At 55.6% G+C, this 16,617-nt stretch carries 31 protein-coding genes; all 31 read right to left on the bottom strand.

The features are described from left to right. Position 1: 1 nt before the first annotated feature. Positions 2 to 544, bottom strand: coding sequence for a 50S ribosomal protein L17 (gene rplQ / locus Q7K71_00755; protein ID MDO8674633.1), 543 nt, complete (start codon positions 542 to 544; stop codon positions 2 to 4). Continuing rightward, a complete protein-coding gene (locus Q7K71_00760; protein MDO8674634.1) occupies positions 541 to 1,539 on the bottom strand; it encodes a DNA-directed RNA polymerase subunit alpha in 999 nt (332 codons plus the stop codon). The genes rplQ and Q7K71_00760 overlap by 4 nt, the downstream gene beginning before the upstream one ends. A gap of 18 nt (positions 1,540 to 1,557) precedes the next feature. Beyond that, complete coding sequence (gene rpsD, locus Q7K71_00765; protein MDO8674635.1) at positions 1,558 to 2,187, bottom strand: 30S ribosomal protein S4; 630 nt, start codon at positions 2,185 to 2,187, stop codon at positions 1,558 to 1,560. A 113-nt stretch (positions 2,188 to 2,300) separates the two neighbouring features. Then, the gene (gene rpsK, locus Q7K71_00770) at positions 2,301 to 2,744 is read right to left on the bottom strand and encodes a 30S ribosomal protein S11 (GenBank protein ID MDO8674636.1); all 444 of its coding nucleotides are present in this window, start codon (positions 2,742 to 2,744) and stop codon (positions 2,301 to 2,303) included. Positions 2,745 to 2,750: 6 nt separating this feature from the next. After that, complete coding sequence (gene rpsM, locus Q7K71_00775) at positions 2,751 to 3,158, bottom strand: 30S ribosomal protein S13 (GenBank protein MDO8674637.1); 408 nt, start codon at positions 3,156 to 3,158, stop codon at positions 2,751 to 2,753. Positions 3,159 to 3,164: 6 nt separating this feature from the next. Beyond that, positions 3,165 to 3,278: a 50S ribosomal protein L36 gene (gene rpmJ, locus Q7K71_00780; GenBank protein MDO8674638.1), complete on the bottom strand. Its 114-nt coding sequence runs from the start codon at positions 3,276 to 3,278 to the stop codon at positions 3,165 to 3,167. A gap of 10 nt (positions 3,279 to 3,288) precedes the next feature. Beyond that, entirely contained in the window at positions 3,289 to 3,507 is a 219-nt protein-coding gene (infA, locus tag Q7K71_00785) for a translation initiation factor IF-1 (protein ID MDO8674639.1), read from the bottom strand. A gap of 3 nt (positions 3,508 to 3,510) precedes the next feature. Next, positions 3,511 to 4,266: a type I methionyl aminopeptidase gene (map, locus tag Q7K71_00790; protein ID MDO8674640.1), complete on the bottom strand. Its 756-nt coding sequence runs from the start codon at positions 4,264 to 4,266 to the stop codon at positions 3,511 to 3,513. Further along, complete coding sequence (locus Q7K71_00795; GenBank protein ID MDO8674641.1) at positions 4,223 to 4,933, bottom strand: adenylate kinase; 711 nt, start codon at positions 4,931 to 4,933, stop codon at positions 4,223 to 4,225. The genes map and Q7K71_00795 overlap by 44 nt, the downstream gene beginning before the upstream one ends. After that, the gene (secY, locus tag Q7K71_00800; protein ID MDO8674642.1) at positions 4,930 to 6,288 is read right to left on the bottom strand and encodes a preprotein translocase subunit SecY; all 1,359 of its coding nucleotides are present in this window, start codon (positions 6,286 to 6,288) and stop codon (positions 4,930 to 4,932) included. The genes Q7K71_00795 and secY overlap by 4 nt, the downstream gene beginning before the upstream one ends. A gap of 7 nt (positions 6,289 to 6,295) precedes the next feature. After that, positions 6,296 to 6,754 carry a 50S ribosomal protein L15 gene (gene rplO, locus Q7K71_00805; GenBank protein MDO8674643.1) on the bottom strand — a complete coding sequence of 153 codons (459 nt, stop codon included), beginning with the start codon at positions 6,752 to 6,754 and terminating at the stop codon, positions 6,296 to 6,298. A gap of 12 nt (positions 6,755 to 6,766) precedes the next feature. Continuing rightward, positions 6,767 to 7,237 (bottom strand): 30S ribosomal protein S5, encoded by a 471-nt coding sequence (rpsE, locus tag Q7K71_00810; protein MDO8674644.1) that lies wholly within the window; start codon positions 7,235 to 7,237, stop codon positions 6,767 to 6,769. A gap of 191 nt (positions 7,238 to 7,428) precedes the next feature. Further along, the gene (rplR, locus tag Q7K71_00815; GenBank protein MDO8674645.1) at positions 7,429 to 7,791 is read right to left on the bottom strand and encodes a 50S ribosomal protein L18; all 363 of its coding nucleotides are present in this window, start codon (positions 7,789 to 7,791) and stop codon (positions 7,429 to 7,431) included. A 41-nt stretch (positions 7,792 to 7,832) separates the two neighbouring features. Beyond that, positions 7,833 to 8,372 (bottom strand): 50S ribosomal protein L6, encoded by a 540-nt coding sequence (rplF, locus tag Q7K71_00820; protein MDO8674646.1) that lies wholly within the window; start codon positions 8,370 to 8,372, stop codon positions 7,833 to 7,835. A 42-nt stretch (positions 8,373 to 8,414) separates the two neighbouring features. Next, a complete protein-coding gene (gene rpsH / locus Q7K71_00825) occupies positions 8,415 to 8,810 on the bottom strand; it encodes a 30S ribosomal protein S8 (protein MDO8674647.1) in 396 nt (131 codons plus the stop codon). Next, a complete protein-coding gene (locus Q7K71_00830) occupies positions 8,810 to 8,995 on the bottom strand; it encodes a type Z 30S ribosomal protein S14 (GenBank protein MDO8674648.1) in 186 nt (61 codons plus the stop codon). The genes rpsH and Q7K71_00830 overlap by 1 nt, the downstream gene beginning before the upstream one ends. Before the next feature lie 8 nt (positions 8,996 to 9,003). After that, entirely contained in the window at positions 9,004 to 9,558 is a 555-nt protein-coding gene (rplE, locus tag Q7K71_00835) for a 50S ribosomal protein L5 (protein MDO8674649.1), read from the bottom strand. Then, complete coding sequence (gene rplX, locus Q7K71_00840) at positions 9,555 to 9,866, bottom strand: 50S ribosomal protein L24 (GenBank protein MDO8674650.1); 312 nt, start codon at positions 9,864 to 9,866, stop codon at positions 9,555 to 9,557. The genes rplE and rplX overlap by 4 nt, the downstream gene beginning before the upstream one ends. After that, a complete protein-coding gene (gene rplN / locus Q7K71_00845) occupies positions 9,866 to 10,234 on the bottom strand; it encodes a 50S ribosomal protein L14 (GenBank protein MDO8674651.1) in 369 nt (122 codons plus the stop codon). Before rplN ends, rplX begins: the two co-directional genes overlap by 1 nt. Positions 10,235 to 10,237: 3 nt before the next feature. Continuing rightward, positions 10,238 to 10,564, bottom strand: coding sequence for a 30S ribosomal protein S17 (gene rpsQ, locus Q7K71_00850; GenBank protein ID MDO8674652.1), 327 nt, complete (start codon positions 10,562 to 10,564; stop codon positions 10,238 to 10,240). Next, positions 10,551 to 10,751, bottom strand: a complete 201-nt coding sequence (rpmC, locus tag Q7K71_00855) for a 50S ribosomal protein L29 (protein MDO8674653.1) — start codon at positions 10,749 to 10,751, stop codon at positions 10,551 to 10,553. Before rpmC ends, rpsQ begins: the two co-directional genes overlap by 14 nt. A gap of 1 nt (position 10,752) precedes the next feature. Continuing rightward, the gene (rplP, locus tag Q7K71_00860; GenBank protein ID MDO8674654.1) at positions 10,753 to 11,166 is read right to left on the bottom strand and encodes a 50S ribosomal protein L16; all 414 of its coding nucleotides are present in this window, start codon (positions 11,164 to 11,166) and stop codon (positions 10,753 to 10,755) included. Positions 11,167 to 11,211: 45 nt separating this feature from the next. After that, entirely contained in the window at positions 11,212 to 11,952 is a 741-nt protein-coding gene (gene rpsC / locus Q7K71_00865; protein ID MDO8674655.1) for a 30S ribosomal protein S3, read from the bottom strand. Between the two features lie 22 nt (positions 11,953 to 11,974). Further along, a complete protein-coding gene (gene rplV / locus Q7K71_00870) occupies positions 11,975 to 12,310 on the bottom strand; it encodes a 50S ribosomal protein L22 (protein MDO8674656.1) in 336 nt (111 codons plus the stop codon). A 7-nt stretch (positions 12,311 to 12,317) separates the two neighbouring features. Then, on the bottom strand, positions 12,318 to 12,605 hold the full coding sequence (rpsS, locus tag Q7K71_00875; GenBank protein ID MDO8674657.1) for a 30S ribosomal protein S19: 288 nt from the start codon (positions 12,603 to 12,605) through the stop codon (positions 12,318 to 12,320). Beyond that, entirely contained in the window at positions 12,606 to 13,454 is an 849-nt protein-coding gene (rplB, locus tag Q7K71_00880; GenBank protein ID MDO8674658.1) for a 50S ribosomal protein L2, read from the bottom strand. Continuing rightward, complete coding sequence (rplW, locus tag Q7K71_00885) at positions 13,455 to 13,733, bottom strand: 50S ribosomal protein L23 (protein MDO8674659.1); 279 nt, start codon at positions 13,731 to 13,733, stop codon at positions 13,455 to 13,457. Then, positions 13,730 to 14,353, bottom strand: a complete 624-nt coding sequence (gene rplD, locus Q7K71_00890) for a 50S ribosomal protein L4 (GenBank protein ID MDO8674660.1) — start codon at positions 14,351 to 14,353, stop codon at positions 13,730 to 13,732. The genes rplW and rplD overlap by 4 nt, the downstream gene beginning before the upstream one ends. Before the next feature lie 7 nt (positions 14,354 to 14,360). Then, the gene (gene rplC / locus Q7K71_00895; GenBank protein MDO8674661.1) at positions 14,361 to 15,101 is read right to left on the bottom strand and encodes a 50S ribosomal protein L3; all 741 of its coding nucleotides are present in this window, start codon (positions 15,099 to 15,101) and stop codon (positions 14,361 to 14,363) included. Further along, entirely contained in the window at positions 15,101 to 15,403 is a 303-nt protein-coding gene (gene rpsJ, locus Q7K71_00900) for a 30S ribosomal protein S10 (protein MDO8674662.1), read from the bottom strand. The genes rplC and rpsJ overlap by 1 nt, the downstream gene beginning before the upstream one ends. Before the next feature lie 7 nt (positions 15,404 to 15,410). Then, positions 15,411 to 16,607: an elongation factor Tu gene (tuf, locus tag Q7K71_00905; GenBank protein MDO8674663.1), complete on the bottom strand. Its 1,197-nt coding sequence runs from the start codon at positions 16,605 to 16,607 to the stop codon at positions 15,411 to 15,413. Positions 16,608 to 16,617 lie beyond the last annotated feature (10 nt).

Below are 16,617 nucleotides of genomic sequence, written 5' to 3' on the forward strand. Positions count from 1 at the left end.
TTTATTCCGCGCCGGTTTTGCGCTGGAAAAATTTCCTGATCCCGGTGGGTTTAGAAACGTGCGGGGCCGCGCCCTTGATCTCCGCCTTGGAATGGCCTTCCGCTGCCGGAATTTTGGCCGGTTCTTTGGCAGCAGGCGCTATTTCTTCCTTGGCCTTGGATCTTTTCTGGCCGCTGATGATGGTCCGGCTTTTTTCCGTCAATTCCAGGAACACCAGCTGGGCATTATCACCGGCACGTTGATTAAAAGGAATGATGCGGGTGTATCCACCCGGACGCTCTTTGAAACGCGGGGACGTCTCTTTAAAAAGCCGGGACACCAGGACATGGTCGCACAGGATGGCGAACGCCCGACGGCGGGCGGCCAGCGTGTCCCTCTTACCCAGCGTGATGAGCCGGTCAATGAGTTTTCTGGCCTCTTTGGCCTTGGCGCGCGTGGTGCAGATGCGCTCCTGGATCAGCGTCGCCTTGGCCATGTCGCGCAAGGTGGCCTTGCGCAAACTTTGATTACGGCTTAGACGGTTCCCTGCTTTCCTATGTCTCATGATCCGCTCTTTGCTTTCAATTTCTTCGAATCAACCTTCATCCCCAAAGCAAGGCCCATGCCTTTGAGCAATTCGGCGATCTCGGTCAGCGATTTCTTTCCGAAATTACGGAATTCCAGAAGTTCGGCTTCCTGGCGTTTGACCAGGTCCCCGATGGTCTTGATATTGGCGTCCTTCAGGCAGTTGGACGAACGCACGGAGAGCTCCAGTTCGGAGATGGGAAGGCGCAGTTTGGTATACAAGGCCTCTTCCTCGGCGGAGACCTCCTCCTCCTCCACTTCCTCTTCGGGCAACTGACCATAGGCGACAAACACGTCCAAATGGCGCTGGAGGATGTTGGCCCCGTACAAAAGCGCTTCTTTGGGGTTAATGGCCCCATTGGTGAAAATTTCCAACAGCAGGCGGTCATAATCGGTGCGCTGTCCCACGCGGGTATTCTCAACGGTAAAATTCACCTTCACGATGGGGGTGAAAATGGAATCCACCGCGATGGTGCCCAAAGGCGCGCCTTCTTTTTTGTTCTGGTCCGCCGGAACATAACCGCGGCCGCGGGCGATCTCCAGTTCCATGTTAAAAGGAATGTCCTGCGTCAACGTGGCGACGTGGTGTTCGGGATTCAAAAGCTCGATGACCTCGTCAAAGATGATGTCCTTGGCCCTGATCTCGCCTTTTTTATTGGCCTTGACATAAACCGTCTTGGGGGCCTTGGAATGCGAACGCACGATGAGCCCTTTGATGTTCAGGACGATCTCGGTCACGGACTCCAGGACGCCGGGCATGGTGGAAAATTCGTGCGACACGCCCTCAATGCGGATGGACGTGACCGCGCTGCCTTCAATGGAGGACAATAAAATACGGCGCAGGGAATTGCCCAGGGTCACGCCATAACCGCGCTCAAAGGGTTCAGCAATGAATTTTCCATAAATATTGGTATAGCCGGACTCTTCGCAGTCCAAACGTTTCGGCATCTGAAAATCACGCCATTTAACACCCATTGTCTTATCCTCCGTGATTTACCTTGAATAAAGCTCGACGATCAATTGCTCGTTGATGGGAAAACCAATGTCCTCACGCATCGGGACGCGCACGACTTTGCCCTTCAAATTTGCCGCGTCCGCCTCAAGCCAGGCGGGGACCTTGCGCTCCTTGGTCACCTCAACGTTGACCTTGATGGTGCCGGTCGTCTTGGCGTCGGTCTTGATCTCCACAATGTCATTGGGTTTGACCAAGAAAGAAGCGATGTTCACGCGCCGTCCGTTGACGGCCACGTGATTATGGCTGACGATCTGGCGGGCATCCGTGCGGGACTTCGCGAAACCCAGATTGAACACAACACTGTCCAAACGGCGTTCCAAAAATTGTAAAAGCACGGTGCCGGCGACACCCTTGGTGCTCACCGCCTTGATGAAATAATTCCTGAACTGCTTTTCAAGCACGCCGTAAATGCGCTTGACCTTCTGTTTTTCGCGCAGTTGGACGCCGAAATTCGACAGTTTGGTCGTCCTCCTTAACCCATGCTGGCCTGGGGGATATTCCCGGCGGGATATGGCGCATTTATGCGTATAGCAACGCGCGCCTTTCAAGAAAAGTTTCTCGCCTTCCCGGCGGCACAAACGGCAATCTGGTCCTAAATCACGTCCCATATTCTTGTATTTCCTCTCGATTCATTTTGTCACCCCCGAATGTTTTTATCGGGGGTCCAGAGTTGGCTAGTGTCTGGATTCCCGACAGAAGCATTCGGGAATGACATCCTATTTTATACCCTGCGCTTTTTGCGCTGACGGCATCCGTTATGCGGGATGGGCGTCACGTCCTTGATAGACGTCACCATCAAGCCTGCCCCTGCCAGCGCGCGGATCGCGGACTCGCGGCCTGAACCGGGTCCTCTGACAAAAACATCCACGCTCATCAAACCCAATTCCTTGGCCCTGCGGGCGGCATCGGTGGCCGCGATCTGCGCCGCGAACGGCGTGCTTTTCTTGGAACCGTGGAAACCGACCAGGCCCGGCGTCGCCCAAACGATGGTATTGCCCTGCTTGTCACTGATGGTGATGATGGTATTGTTGAACGTCGCCTGAATGGTGACAATGCCGCTGGTGATCCCTTTGAGGGATTTTTTGCGGGCCTTGGCAGCTTTCTTGACGAGGGGCTGCTGTTGCTGTTGTTTTTGTTGTTCGGGTTGTTCAGGTTTTGTGGCCATAAATTTTTATTCCTTATTCGGCTTTTTGGCGGCCGGGGCCTCCGCCTTCTGGATGATATGTCCCGTGACCGCTTTTTTGCCCTTGCGGGTACGGGCATTGGTCTTGGTGCGCTGACCGCGCACAGGCAAACCCTTGCGATGACGCAGGCCGCGGTAAGACCCCATTTCCATGTGCCGGCGTATGTTCTCGTTGTTCTCACGGCGCAGATCGCCTTCAACGACAAAGCCCTTCTGGATGATGGTGGTGATCCGCGTGATCTCCTCTTCGGTGAGGTCCTTGGCGCGCTTGTCCACGCTGACCTGCGCTTGCGTCAAAATATTTTTAGAACGGGTCGGCCCGATCCCGTATATATAAGGAAGGGCGGCCTCGATGCGCTTTTCTTTGGGAAGATCTATCCCTAAAATTCTCGGCATACGTTGTTATCCTTGTCTTTGCTTATGTTTGGGGTTGATGCAGATGACCCGCACGACCCTCTTGCGACGGACGATCTTGCAATTGCCGCAAATCCTTTTAACGGATGATTTGACCTTCATTTTTTATTCCTCATTTCAATCTGAATGTGATCCGCCCCCGGCTCAAGTCGTACGGGGAAAGTTCCACTTTCACTTTATCGCCGGGCAATATCCGGATGAAATTCATGCGGATCTTCCCCGAAACATGCGCCAGGACCTTATGGCCGTTGTCCAGAACAACGCGGAACATGGCATTGGGAAGCGCCTCTCCCACGACTCCTTCGACTTCGATCAGGTCTTCTTTGGCCATAAGCTATTGTGTCAGTATTTCCGGCCCCTGGGCTGTGACGACAACCGTATGCTCAAAATGAGCGGACGGTTGACCGTCCGCGGTCACCACGGTCCAGCCGTCTTTCAATATCTTCGTCCGGTGCGTTCCCATGTTGACCATGGGCTCTATGGCCAGCACCATCCCCGGTTTCAAAACAGGCCCCTGATGGGGCGGGCCGTAATTAGGGATCTCCGGGTCTTCGTGCAATTGCCTGCCGATGCCGTGTCCGACAAAATCCCGCACCACCGAAAATCCGTGCAATTCCACATAACTTTGCACGGCAAAAGAAATATCAGAGAGCCGGTTGTCCGCGCGCGCCTGTTCAATGCCCTTATACAAGGACGCTTGGGCCACCTGCAGCAGGCGTTGGGTCTCGGGGGCCACACGGCCGATCGGGACCGTCACGGCGGTATCGGAATAATAATCGTCGTGGATAATGCCCACATCAAGGCTGACAATATCGCCCTCTTTGAGGACATACCCGCCGGGAATGCCGTGCACCACCCCCTCATTGACCGAAATGCAGGCCGACGCGGGGAACCCGTGATAGCCCTTGAACGCGGGGAGCACGTTGTGCCGCTTGACCAGCGCTTCGGCCCTGGCGTCAATGCCCTTGGTCGTCATTCCAACTGTTAAAGAGCCCTTCAATTCCTCAATAATGGAAGACAAAATTTTACCAGCTTTGCGTAAAATGTCAATCTCGCCGGGGCTTTTGATCTTGATCTGGCTTGTTGTCATTGAGGATGCTGATCAAATGGTCGCGCACATCCGTTGTTTGGGCGTTGCCGTCGACCTCTTTTAATTTTTTCTGCCTGGCATAATAATCGATAATAGGTTTTGTGCTGGTGGCGTAGACATCCATGCGCTTGCGGATGGTGTCCTCATTATCGTCGGAACGCTGATACACTGGTCCGCCGCAAAGGTCGCACACGCCCTGCGTCTTGGGCGGTTTATTCGTTAAATGGTAAAGAGCGCCGCATGTCTTGCACACCCGCCGGCCCGTGAGGCGCATCAGGATGATGTCCAGGTCAGCCCGCATGTAAAGAGCAAAATCCAAAGGTTTTTTGGCCTTGGCCAGCATCGCGTCCAGGTCCTGGGCCTGCTTGACCGTGCGGGGAAACCCGTCGAGCATATACCCTTGGGCCAGGTCCGGGTCATGGCTCACTTTTTCCTGGACCAGCCGCGTGACCACGTCATCGGGGACCAATTCTCCCCTTTCAACGAAACCTTTGATTTCTTGGCCCAAGACGGAAATTTTTCCGCCGGAGGCGGATCCGCCTTTGGCGGACATCTCCTCACGGAGCATATCGCCGGTGGAAATGTGCGCGATGCCCGTCATGCCCTTGATGAACCCTGCCAAAGAACCTTTGCCCGCGCCCGGAGGACCCAAAAGCACGATCCTCATCGCCGTCCCCGGAGCTGCCCCGTTTTCATGAAGCCCTCGTAATGGTGCATCTGCAGATGCGACTCGACCTGCTTCATGGTATCGAGCATGACCCCGACGGTGATGAGAACGCCCGTGCCCCCGAAGAAGGACGCCACCAGATACGGCACTTTGAACGAGGCCATGATGGCATCTGGCATGACGGCGATGCAGCAAATAAAAAGAGCACCGACCAGGGTGACGCGCGTCAGGACATAATCCAGATGATCCGCGGTTTCCTTGCCCGGACGTATGCCGGGGACAAACCCCCCATGTTTCTTCAAATTTTCCGAAACATCCACGGGGTTAAAAACAATGGCCGTGTAAAAATAACAAAAGAAAATGATCAAAAACGCGTAGAGGGCGTAATAGCTGAAATTCCCGCGCGAGATCCATGTCATCGCGTGCTGCAAGGGGCCCTGGGGCCAGAAACTCGCGATCGTCGCCGGAAAAAGAATGACGGATTGCGCGAAAATGATGGCGATGATGCCCGCGGTGTCCACCTTCAAAGGGATGAACGTCGAGGACCCTCCGGTCGCCTGCGTCCCCGTCATGCGCCGCGCGTACTGGACCGGGATGCGCCGCTGGCCCTGGGACACCATGGTCGTTGAAATGATGACCGCAATGAGGAAAAAGACCATCAGCACCAGCGCGATCGGCTGCAATTGACTGGCCCCGCTTTTAGAGGACAATAACAAATTCAGGTAATGAAGCGCCGTCGGCGCCGAGGAGATGATGCCCGCGGTGATGATCAGGGACACGCCGTTGCCGACCCCCCGTTCCTGGATGCGCTCGCCCAGCCACATCAAAAATACACTGCCCGCGGTCAGGGTGATGACGCTCGTGAACCTGAAACCCCAGCCGGGATCGTTGACGATCTGCAAACCGCCGAATGTCGAAGGACTTTCAAGCCAAAGAGCGATAAAAAATGACTGCACCAGGGACAATAGCACGGTGCCGTAACGGGTGAACTGGTTGATCTTCCGGTAACCCGCCTGGCCTTCCTTGGATAATTTCTCCAGGGACGGGATCACGGCCGTCAACAGCTGCATGATGATCGAGCTGGAGATATACGGCATGACCCCCAGAGAAAAGATCGTCAATTTTCCCAACGCCCCGCCGGAGAACATGTTCATGATGGAGAACACGTTGCCGCCGCCGGTGGTGCTGTCCATGCGCGCAAAGAACTCATTGAGCGCCACCCCGTTGATGCCGGGGGTCGGGATATAACAACCCAGGCGATAGACCGCCAGGATCCCCAGGGTAAAAAGGATCTTGTTGCGCAATTCCTCGATCTTAAAACAATTCGTCAACCCCTGGAGGAATTGGGCTATCATCGATAAGTTATTTCACGGCCTGCCGGGTCAAAACTTCCGCTTTCCCGCCGGCCTTGGTGATCTTGTCCTGGGCGGTCTTGGAAAAACGATGCGCCTGCACGGTCAATTTTTTAGTGATCACACCATCGCTTAAGATCTTCACGGGCCTGCGCAAGGTCTTGATCAAACGGGCGTCTTTGAGCGAATCAGGACCGACCACGGCGCCGTCATCAAAACGGTTCAGGGCCTCGACATCAACGATCTGGTATTCCGCCGGCCATTTGCTGTTAAACCCGACCTTGGGCAAACGGCGCAAAAGGCTCATCTGTCCGCCTTCATACCCGAGCAGGACCCCGCGGCCGGAGCGGGAATTCTGACCTGTCTGTCCGCGTCCGGAACGTTTGCCGTGCCCGGTCCCGCGGCCGCGGCCGACGATCTTCTTGCGCTTGCGGGAACCTGATGGAGACCTCAGCTGATGCGATTGCATATATGGATATCCTTACGGGCGATCAATGATCGCCCCTACTGATGTTCTCTGGGCCTTCAACCGCGACAACCCGTCGAACGTCGCTTTCACGACGTTGATGGGATTGTTGGAACGATGGCATTTGGTCAAAATATTGGAAATACCCGCGCCGTCGCAAACCGCGCGCACCGCGCCGGAAGCGATGACCCCGGTCCCTTCGGACGCTGGCTTCAAAAGGACCTTGGCAGAACCGCAGGAGCCCAGGATCTCATGGGTGATCGTCGTGCCGCGCCGCGCGATGACGATCATTTCTTTTTTAGCGGTGTTGAAGCCCTTCTTGATGGCAGCGGCCACTTCACCGGCCTTGCCTAAACCGTAACCGACCTTGCCTTTACCGTCGCCGACAACAACCAGCGCGGAGAACGAGAGACGCTTCCCGCCTTTATTGGTTTTGGTCACACGGTTAATGGACACCACTTTTTCAATAAGCCCGCTGTCGGACAAAGATCCTTGTTTTTTGGGTGGTCTGCGCTGTTCTCCCCGTCCACCGCGGCGATTTCTGCCGCCGCCTCCCTGCTGCCCCGGGGCAGCTGGAACAACGGCCGGCGTTTGGACGGCTGCTTCGGGTAAAACCACCGGCTGTTCCACGGCTTCGGCAGCGGCCTCTTCGTCTTTGTTCGGATCTTCCATGGTCATTAAAACTCCAGTCCGGCTTTACGCGCGGCTTCGGCGAACGCTTTGATCCGCCCGTGATATAAATAACCTCCGCGGTCAAAACACACTTGAGTGATCCCTTTCTTAACAGCCTCGGCCGCCAGGGTCTGGCCCAAAACAGCGGCGGCATTGATGTTACCGCCTGTCTTGATCTTGGCGCGCACGTCCTTGGCCAGCGTGCTTTTGCCCAAAATGATCCTGCCCGCGCTATCGTCGATGATCTGGGCCTGCAAATTGTTCAAACTGCGGTGAACGCACAAACGCGGCCGCTGGGGTGTTCCGGCTAGCCCCTTACGGATGCGCTGGTGGCGGGCTGATCTTTTATGTTCTTTGACGGATAACATATTTAACCTTGCTTAAGTACAGACGCAGCATTGCTGCGTCTCTACTTCGTCACTTGCTTACCCTGTTTGCGCCTGACAAATTCACCGACATAACGGATGCCTTTGCCCTTATACGGCTCCGGCGGCTTGAATTCGCGGATCTTGGCCGCGACCAGGCCCACGAGCGCCTTGTCCACGCCTTCAATGGCGATCTCCGTCGGTTTGGCAGAGGTGACCTTCACCTCTTTGGGAAATTCATATTCGATCGGATGGCTGAACCCTAAACTCATGACCAGTTTATTGCCCTGCACCGCGGCGCGAAAACCGACGCCCTGGATCTCCAACTGCTTGCGGTGGCCGTTGGTGACCCCCTCGCACATGTTGGCGATGATGCGCTTGGTCGTCCCGTGATTGGACCTGCTCTGTTCGGTATCATTGAGGCGATTGACGAACAGTTTGTCTTCCTTATGTTCCAACACGACGCCGGAAGGGATGTTCATGGACAATTTTCCCCTGGGCCCCTCAATATTGACCTTGGCCGCGTCGAAATCAACCTTGACGTTCTTGGGCAGGACAACGGGTGTTTTGGCGATGCGTGACATAACGGATTCCTTTATCTGTACAGACGCAGCAATGCTGCGTCTCTACCAAATATAACAAACCACTTCGCCGCCGATCTTCAGCTTCCTGGCTTCGCGGTCGGTGATGATCCCTTTGGACGTGGACAACACCGCCGTACCCAGGCCGCTGATGACGCGCGGGATGCGGCCATTGTCCGCGTACACGCGAAGCCCTGGACGGGAAACGCGTTTTAATCCTATGATGCCGGGCTTATTGTCCGCGTATTTCAAATATACTTTCAGGACCCCCTGCTTGTTGTCCTTCAAAAGGCGGTAATCCTCGATATAACCGTCGTTCTTGAAAATGCCCATCACCCGCTCCAGCAGTTTTGAAGCGCGAAACTCCACGGTTTGCTTGCGCGCCCCAAGGGCATTGCGGATGATCGTTAATGTATCGGCGATCGGATCGGAAACAGACATTACCAGCTCGCTTTCTTAACGCCCGGGATCTCGCCTTTCCAGGCCAATTCCCGAAAGCAAATACGGCAAGTGCCGAAACGGCGCAGAAACCCGCGCGAACGGCCGCACAATCCGCAGCGGTTATGCTGGCGGACGGGAAATTTCGGTTTCATTAATGATTTGTTGATCAATCCTTTTTTTGCCATAAATTCCCTTATGATCCCTGTTTTGTGAACGGCATGCCCAACAACTGTAACAATTCCAAATTTCTTTCCTGGTCCCCGCCTTTAATGACAAAGGTGATGTCCATTCCCTGAACGCGATGGTCACGCGCGCCGGCATCGATCTCCGGAAAGATCGACTGGTCGGTGATCCCCAGCGTGTAATTGCCGCCGCGGTCAAAGGCCTTGCGGGAAAAACCGTTAAAGTCACGGATACGGGGCAGGGACACATTGACCAGACGGTCCATAAATTCATACATGCGCCCACGGCGCAGCGTCACCTTACAGCCGACAGGCAGGTCCTCGCGCAATTTGAAGTTGGAAATGGCTTTCTTGGAACGGCGGACCGTCGGTTTCTGGCCGGTGATCGTCGCCAGATCAACAGCGGCGCGGTCCAATATCTTCACGTCGGCAATGGCCTCCCCGACACCCATGTTCACCACGATCTTTTCAATATGGGGAACGGCCATGGGATTCTTGATCCCGAACTTCTTTTGCATCACGGGGATGACTTCTTTACGGTATTTGTCCTGCAAACGCGGGATCATATCATTTCACCGGTTTTTCTGACCACGCGGATCTTGCCGCCGTCATTCAGGACCTTGGCGGAAAAACGCACGGGCTTATTGGTCTTTTTGTCCACCAGCATCAAATTCGCCATGGATACGGGCTTTTCCAGTTCGATGTAACCGCCCTGGGGATAGGTGTCGCTTTTGCGCACCGATTTTTTGACCACGTTGATATTCTCAATGACGGCCTTGCGTTCTTTCGGCAGGACAGACACGACCTTGCCGGTCTTGCCTTTGTCCTTGCCCACCATGACCATCACCTGATCGTCTTTTTTGATACGTAACATCAAACCACCTCTGGTGCTAAAGAAATGATCTTCATGTATTCCATATTGCGCAGTTCACGCGCCACGGGCCCGAAGACGCGGGTCCCTTTGGGGTTGCCGGCGTCGTCAATGATGACCACCGCGTTGGTATCAAAACGGACATGGGTGCCGTCGGGCCTGTGGATCATCTTTTTGGTGCGCACGACGATGCCCTTGGCCATGGTGCCTTTCTTGACCGCGGCATCCGGAGCGCTTTCCTTGATATTGACCCTGACGATATCGCCGACCTTGGCCCACATTTTCCCCTTGGCTTTAAGAACGCCGATCACAGAGGCCTTGCGGGCCCCGGTATTGTCGGCAACATCTAAAATGGTCTTGAGTTGGATCATGGCTTACGCCTTTTGCTCAGATGCTTCGCTGTGCTGAGATGCTTCGCTACGCTCAGCATCATCGGCCCTGATCTGCGTCGAAGGGCCGATGACTTCCTGGATGATCCAGCGCTTGTCCTTGGACAACGGCCGGGTTTCCATGATGCGCACCACATCCCCCACCTTGGTCGCGTTGGCTTCGTCATGCGCCTTATACTTCGCAAAACTGCGCACCGACTTTTCGTACTTGGCATGCTTGCTGACCCGCGACACCCGCACAACACGGGTCTTGTTCATCTTGTCGCTGACAACAACGGCCGTTAACAGGCGACGATGGTTATTTCTTTCCATTAGACTTTCTTTCGTTTAAGACCGTCAGGATACGGGCAATGTCTTTCTTGGCTTTCTTGAACAACGCCGGTTTCTCGACACGGCCCAGCTGACGCTGATTGTTGAGGCCGAACAGTTCCTTCTTGATCTGTTTTTCCTTGGCCGCCAGATCTTCAAGCGACAGGTCTTTCAACTCTTTGATCTTCATTCTAGTGCCCCTCACGCGTCACAAATTTCGTTCTCAGCGACAATTTAAAAGCGACCAGGCGCAGGACCTGTTTGGCGAAATCCGCGGGAACGCCGCCGAGTTCAAAAATGATCTTGCCCCGCCTGACCACCGCGACCCAATGATCCAGGTCCCCTTTGCCTTTGCCCATGCGGGTTTCCGCGGGTTTCTTGGTGATGGACTTGTGCGGGAACGCGCTGATCCACAATTTTCCGGTGCCGTGCAGTTTACGGGCCACGACAACGCGGGATGCCTCCAACTGGCGCGCCGGGAGAAACCCATTCTCCAGGGCCTTGAGGCCATATTCACCGAAATGCATCTGGCTTCCGGTCACGGCGATGCCGCGGGATTTTCCCTTTTGGCTCTTGCGGTACTTGACTCTTTTGGGCATTAACAACATAAAAAATTCCTTGTCCGGGCGATGACAAGCATCGCCCCTACGTTAAACGGCGGCCGGCGCTTCAGGCACAACCGGCACAATAGGAACAACAACCGGCGCTGCGGGCTGGACCGGGACCAGAGCCGCCTGGGCCTGCTCCTCGATCTCCTGATGGTCTTTGATCACGTCACCCTTATAGATCCAGACCTTCACGCCCAGCAAACCGTAGGTCGTCAACGCTTCCGCAAAACCGTAATCAATGTCCGCGCGCAGGGTCTGTAAAGGGACCTTGCCTTCATGATATTTTTCGGTGCGGGCCAGTTCCGCGCCGCCCAAACGTCCGGCGCAGCGGATCTTGATGCCTTTGGCACCGGCCGCGCGGGCCTGTTCAATGGCGCGCTTCATGGCACGGCGGAACGCCACGCGTTTCTCCAGCTGGAAGGCCACGCTCTGGGCCACCAACTGGGCGTCCACGGACGGGTTTTTGATCTCCTGAATATCGATCGCGATCTCGCGGCTGGTGATCTTGCCCAGATCAGCGCGCAGACGGTCGATGTCAGCGCCCCTCCGGCCGATGATGACACCCGGACGGGCGGAATGGATACGGACCTTGACCTGTTCGGCCAAACGCTCGATCACGACCATGGATACCGCGGCCTGCTTGAATTTTTCATTGATATACTCGCGGATCTTGAAATCTTCCCGGATATTCTTGGAGAAATCCCTGCGTTCAGCGAACCACAGGCTGCGCCAGTTCTTGGTGAACCCGAGCCTCAATGCTAATGGATGAACTTTTTGTCCCACGGTGATCTCTCCTAAAAAATGCCTATTTTGTTTTAAGGTCCAGCTCGATCGTCAAATGCGTGGTGCGGCGCAGGATCGGGGCGGCGCGGCCGAAAGACGCGGCACGGAAACGCTTCCAGGCGCCGCCGTGATTGGCCGTGATCCTCGAAACATACAGCTGTTCCTCAGCCAAACCTTTTTGTTTGGCATTGCTCACCGCGGAATCCAACACCTTTTTCACGAAAGAAGTGCCGCCCTTGTTGATCTGGGCCAAAAGGGCAAGGCTCGTTGGAATATCTTTGCCGCGGATGGCATCAATGACCTGACGGACCTTCATGGACGAAATTCTCAAAAATTTTGCATGCGCTGTGGCTATCATTTTGTCCCTACTTCTTCTGCATCGCCTTCTTGGCCTTGACCCCGCCATGGGCCCTGAACGTGCGGGTCGGCACGAACTCGCCGAGTTTCAAACCCACCATGTTCTCGGTGATGAACACCGGCACATGCTTGCGGCCGTCGTGCACCGCGAACGTGTACCCGACGAAATTCGGGATGATGGTGGAACGGCGCGACCAGGTCTTGATCGGCTGGCGCTGGCCGCTCTGGATGACTTTGTCAAAACGGCGCATCAAAGATGCTTCGACATACGCGCCTTTTTTAATGGAACGTGACATTTATCTTACCCCTTTTGCCCTTCTCCTGACGATGAACGGGTCGGAATATTTACGACGCTTGCGCGTCCTGAAGCCCTTGGTCGGTTTGCCCCACGGGGTGACCGGATGCGGGTTACCTTGCGGCGCCTTGCCTTCACCGCCGCCGTGCGGGTGGTCCACAGGGTTCATGACAACGCCGCGCGACTGCGGACGGCGGCCCAGCCAGCGGCTGCGGCCGGCCTTGCCGATGGAGATCGACCCGTTTTCCACGTTGCTCAACTGTCCGATGGTGGCACGGCAGTCCACGGACACCTTGCGCACTTCGCTGGACGGCAAACGCACATGGGCCATGGCCCCTTCGCGCGCGATCAATTGGGCGCAGGCGCCGGCGGAACGGACCATTTGGCCGCCCTTGCCCGGCTTTATTTCGATATTGTGCACGCCTGTTCCCAGGGGGACCTTCCTTAACGGCATGCAATTGCCGGCCTTCATTTCCACGTCGGCATCGTTGGTGCTGACAACCGTCTCTCCCGCTTTCAGATCGAGCGGAGCTAAAATATAGGCCTTGACCTTGTCGCTCTTGTACTGGATCAGGGCGATGCGCACGGTGCGGTTAGGGTCGTATTCAATGGCCAAGACCTCAGCCGGGTCGTCAATGCGATCGCGCTTGAAATCAATGATGCGGTACATGCGCTTGTGGCCGGCCCCGCGATGGCGCGAGGTGATACGGCCATAGGAGTTGCGGCCGCCGGTTTTCTTCAAAGGCAGCAACAGGGACTTTTCCGGCTTGGCCCTAGTGATCTCGGCAAAATCGTTGATGAGCGCGTGGCGCACGCCGTTCGTTGTCGGTTTAAATCTCTTGAGTCCCATTTACACAGCCTCGATCTTCTGTCCCTCTTTCAGGGACACAACCGCTTTTTTCCAACCCGTGGTATAACCGCTCCTGGAACGCACGCGCTTGAGTTTGCCGGACACGCGGGCGGTATTGACGGATCCGACCTTGACCTTATAAATTTCCTCAACCGCGCGTTTGACGTCGATCTTGGTCGCCTCGGGAGTCACGCGGAAACAATACTTGCCCTGGCTTTCCAGGGACGTTCCTTTTTCCGTGCGCACGAGCGCTTTTAAAATATCGTAAGCGGTGATCATTGGATCCTCTTGAGCAGCGTTTGCATCGCCGTTTTGGTGACCAGCAGCATTTTATTATTCATGATGTCCAGCGCATTGACATCGCTGGCGCGCGACAAGGTCACGCGGGCGAGGTTACGGCCGGCCAACAATGTCTTGGCATCGACCCCGTCCATGACGACCAGAACGCGGCCCTGGGCCTTGACGTCCGCGAGGATCTTGGAAAAATCCCTGGTCTTTCCTGAAGGAACGGACACCTCATCCACGCAAACCAGATCATTGCTTAAAAATTTGGCATTCAAGGATTCACGCAAAGCCGCGATCCGCACTTTGCGGGGAACATCAAAAGAAAAATCGCGTGGTTTCGGCCCAAACGCAATACCACCCTTTTTCCACAACGGCGAACGGCTGGAACCCGCGCGCGCGCGGCCTGTGCCTTTCTGGGCCCAGGGTTTTTTGCCGCCGCCGGAAACTTCACCCCGGTCCTTGGTGGAAACATTGCCCTGGCGCTGATTGGCGCGGTACATGACCACGGCCTGGTGAATGACGGCGTCATGGACATGGACGCCGAACTGCTCTTCGGGCAATTTGACGCTGGCGCTTTTTTTCCCTTCGCTGTTAACAACGGCTAATTCCGGCATATCATCCTTACTTCTTCGTGGTTTTGGCGACAGAGGCCTTGCTCTGCTTCATCGGGTTACGCTTGACGGCAACGGTCTCCTGTTTCTCTTCAAGCGAGCGAAAAACCTTCTTCTTGGACCTATTGATCAAAATAATGGCGTTGGTGTGGCCCGGGACAGCGCCCTTGACCAGGATCAAATTATTACCGGCATCCACCTTCATGACGCGCAAGCTCTGCACGGTCACGGTGTCCGCGCCCATGTGGCCGGGCATATGCGTGCCTTTATAGACGCGCGAGGGGTCGGAACTCGCACCGATGGAACCAACACGGCGGTGATGCATGGAGCCGTGCGCGGCCGGACCGCCACTCCAGTTCCAGCGCACCATGCCGCCCTGGAAACCTTTGCCGATGGACGTGCCGGTGACGTCCACGAAATCCCCGGCCTTGAAAAGGTCGGCCTTCAATTCCTGGCCGACTTTGTAATCTTTGTTGTCGGAGGAAAAAAATTCATTGATATGCTTCAAAGGCGCGACGCCGATCTTCTTAAAAAAACCGCTTTCGGGTTTTTTCAAACGGGTCTCTTTGACAGGAGCATAGCCCAAAATCACTTTTCCGCCGGAGGCGGATCCGCCTTTGGCGGACACGGGCTTTTCCCTCAACCCCAAAATGGTGCAGGGACCGGCTTCGACCACGGTGACGGGAACAATGTTGCCCTCATTGTCGAAGATCTGGGTCATGCCCACTTTTTTGCCCATTAAACCGCGGATCATTGCTTGATCTCCACGTCGACACCGGCCGGCAAATTCAACTTGCGCAGGGCCTCGACGGTCTTGGATGTCGGGTCCACAAGGTCGATCAATCTTTTATGCGTCGCCAGTTGGAACTGTTCACGGCTTTTCTTGTCGATGACCGGTGAACGCAGCACGGTATACAGCTCCTTCTTCGTCGGCAAAGGCACGGGCCCCAAAACCTGGGCACCGGTGCGGATGGCCGTGTCCACAATTTCCTGCGTGGACTGGTCGATCAGCCGATGGTCGAACGCTTTTAATTTGATACGGATCTTCTGCATGAATTCCTTATTTGATCACTTCTGAAATAACACCTGCACCGACGGTGTGGCCGCCTTCACGGATGGCGAAGCGCAATTCCTTCTCCATGGCCACCGGTGTGATCAATTCAACGATCAACTGGACGTTATCGCCGGGCATGCACATCTCAACGCCCGCGGGCAATTCCGCCGTACCGGTCACGTCCGTGGTCCGGAAATAGAACTGCGGACGATACCCCTTGAAGAACGGCGTATGACGGCCGCCTTCTTCCTTGGTCAGGATATACACCGAGGCCTTGAACTTGGTGTGCGGGGTGATGGAGCCCTTGGCCGCCAAAACCATGCCGCGTTCAATGTCTTCCTTGTTAACACCGCGCAGCAGCAGACCGACATTGTCGCCGGCCTGGCCGTCTTCCAATTCCTTGCGGAACATCTCCACACCGGTCACGACGACGCTCGTGATGGCGGGGCGCAAACCGATCAGCTGGACTTCGTCGTTGACCTTGACGCGTCCGCGCTCGATACGGCCGGTGGCCACGGTGCCGCGGCCGGAGATCGAGAACACGTCCTCGACCGCCATGATGAACGGTTTGTCCAATTCACGCACAGGGGCCTGGATGTATTCGTCGACGGCTTTCATCAGATCGAGGATCGGCTTGGCTTTGCCTTCGAAATCCTTCGGATTATTCAGGGCATCCAAAGCGGAACCGCGGATGATCGGGGTCTTGTCCCCGTCGAATTTGTATTTGGTCAAAAGATCGCGGACTTCAAGTTCAACGAGGTCCAATAATTCCTTGTCGGCGACCTGATCGCATTTGTTCATGAACACGACGATGCGCGGAACGTTGACCTGGCGGGCCAAAAGGATGTGCTCGCGGGTCTGCGGCATCGGGCCGTCCGTGGCGGAAACGACCAGAATGGCCCCGTCCATCTGCGCGGCGCCGGTGATCATGTTCTTGATGTAGTCGGCGTGTCCCGGGCAGTCGATGTGGGCATAATGGCGGATCTCGGTCTCATACTCAAGATGCGAGATATTGATGGTGACACCGCGCTCTTTTTCTTCCGGAGCGTTGTCGATGGTGTCATACGCGCGCGCCTGGGCCAGACCTTTATTGCTTAAAACAGTGGTGATGGCCGCGGACAGCGTCGTCTTGCCATGGTCGACGTGGCCGATCGTCCCGATGTTCAAGTGCGGTTTATTACGGTTAAATTTTTCTTTTGCCATTGTCGGATCC

It is taken from the genome of Candidatus Omnitrophota bacterium (assembly GCA_030650275.1).
In the GTDB taxonomy this organism is placed as follows: Bacteria; Omnitrophota; Gorgyraeia; order Zapsychrales; family Fredricksoniimonadaceae; genus JACPXN01.

What these genes read in the sequence shown, in the direction of transcription:
- rpsS (MDO8674657.1), bottom strand. Translation starts at nt 12,605, where the DNA reads ATGTCACGTTCCATTAAAAAAGGCGCGTATGTCGAAGCATCTTTGATG.
- rplX (MDO8674650.1), bottom strand. Translation starts at nt 9,866, where the DNA reads ATGTTACGTATCAAAAAAGACGATCAGGTGATGGTCATGGTGGGCAAG.
- secY (MDO8674642.1), bottom strand. Translation starts at nt 6,288, where the DNA reads ATGATAGCCCAATTCCTCCAGGGGTTGACGAATTGTTTTAAGATCGAG.
- rplR (MDO8674645.1), bottom strand. Translation starts at nt 7,791, where the DNA reads ATGTTATCCGTCAAAGAACATAAAAGATCAGCCCGCCACCAGCGCATC.
- rpsK (MDO8674636.1), bottom strand. Translation starts at nt 2,744, where the DNA reads ATGGCCACAAAACCTGAACAACCCGAACAACAAAAACAACAGCAACAG.
- rplE (MDO8674649.1), bottom strand. Translation starts at nt 9,558, where the DNA reads ATGATCCCGCGTTTGCAGGACAAATACCGTAAAGAAGTCATCCCCGTG.
- rplV (MDO8674656.1), bottom strand. Translation starts at nt 12,310, where the DNA reads ATGATAGCCACAGCGCATGCAAAATTTTTGAGAATTTCGTCCATGAAG.
- rpsQ (MDO8674652.1), bottom strand. Translation starts at nt 10,564, where the DNA reads ATGGAAAGAAATAACCATCGTCGCCTGTTAACGGCCGTTGTTGTCAGC.
- rplQ (MDO8674633.1), bottom strand. Translation starts at nt 544, where the DNA reads ATGAGACATAGGAAAGCAGGGAACCGTCTAAGCCGTAATCAAAGTTTG.
- rplO (MDO8674643.1), bottom strand. Translation starts at nt 6,754, where the DNA reads ATGCAATCGCATCAGCTGAGGTCTCCATCAGGTTCCCGCAAGCGCAAG.
- map (MDO8674640.1), bottom strand. Translation starts at nt 4,266, where the DNA reads ATGACAACAAGCCAGATCAAGATCAAAAGCCCCGGCGAGATTGACATT.
- Q7K71_00830 (MDO8674648.1), bottom strand. Translation starts at nt 8,995, where the DNA reads ATGGCAAAAAAAGGATTGATCAACAAATCATTAATGAAACCGAAATTT.
- rplN (MDO8674651.1), bottom strand. Translation starts at nt 10,234, where the DNA reads ATGATCCAACTCAAGACCATTTTAGATGTTGCCGACAATACCGGGGCC.
- rplF (MDO8674646.1), bottom strand. Translation starts at nt 8,372, where the DNA reads ATGTCACGCATCGCCAAAACACCCGTTGTCCTGCCCAAGAACGTCAAG.
- rpsM (MDO8674637.1), bottom strand. Translation starts at nt 3,158, where the DNA reads ATGCCGAGAATTTTAGGGATAGATCTTCCCAAAGAAAAGCGCATCGAG.
- tuf (MDO8674663.1), bottom strand. Translation starts at nt 16,607, where the DNA reads ATGGCAAAAGAAAAATTTAACCGTAATAAACCGCACTTGAACATCGGG.
- rpmC (MDO8674653.1), bottom strand. Translation starts at nt 10,751, where the DNA reads ATGAAGATCAAAGAGTTGAAAGACCTGTCGCTTGAAGATCTGGCGGCC.
- rpsH (MDO8674647.1), bottom strand. Translation starts at nt 8,810, where the DNA reads ATGTCTGTTTCCGATCCGATCGCCGATACATTAACGATCATCCGCAAT.
- rplW (MDO8674659.1), bottom strand. Translation starts at nt 13,733, where the DNA reads ATGATCACCGCTTACGATATTTTAAAAGCGCTCGTGCGCACGGAAAAA.
- Q7K71_00795 (MDO8674641.1), bottom strand. Translation starts at nt 4,933, where the DNA reads ATGAGGATCGTGCTTTTGGGTCCTCCGGGCGCGGGCAAAGGTTCTTTG.
- Q7K71_00760 (MDO8674634.1), bottom strand. Translation starts at nt 1,539, where the DNA reads ATGGGTGTTAAATGGCGTGATTTTCAGATGCCGAAACGTTTGGACTGC.
- infA (MDO8674639.1), bottom strand. Translation starts at nt 3,507, where the DNA reads ATGGCCAAAGAAGACCTGATCGAAGTCGAAGGAGTCGTGGGAGAGGCG.
- rplD (MDO8674660.1), bottom strand. Translation starts at nt 14,353, where the DNA reads ATGCCGGAATTAGCCGTTGTTAACAGCGAAGGGAAAAAAAGCGCCAGC.
- rpmJ (MDO8674638.1), bottom strand. Translation starts at nt 3,278, where the DNA reads ATGAAGGTCAAATCATCCGTTAAAAGGATTTGCGGCAATTGCAAGATC.
- rpsJ (MDO8674662.1), bottom strand. Translation starts at nt 15,403, where the DNA reads ATGCAGAAGATCCGTATCAAATTAAAAGCGTTCGACCATCGGCTGATC.
- rpsD (MDO8674635.1), bottom strand. Translation starts at nt 2,187, where the DNA reads ATGGGACGTGATTTAGGACCAGATTGCCGTTTGTGCCGCCGGGAAGGC.
- rplB (MDO8674658.1), bottom strand. Translation starts at nt 13,454, where the DNA reads ATGGGACTCAAGAGATTTAAACCGACAACGAACGGCGTGCGCCACGCG.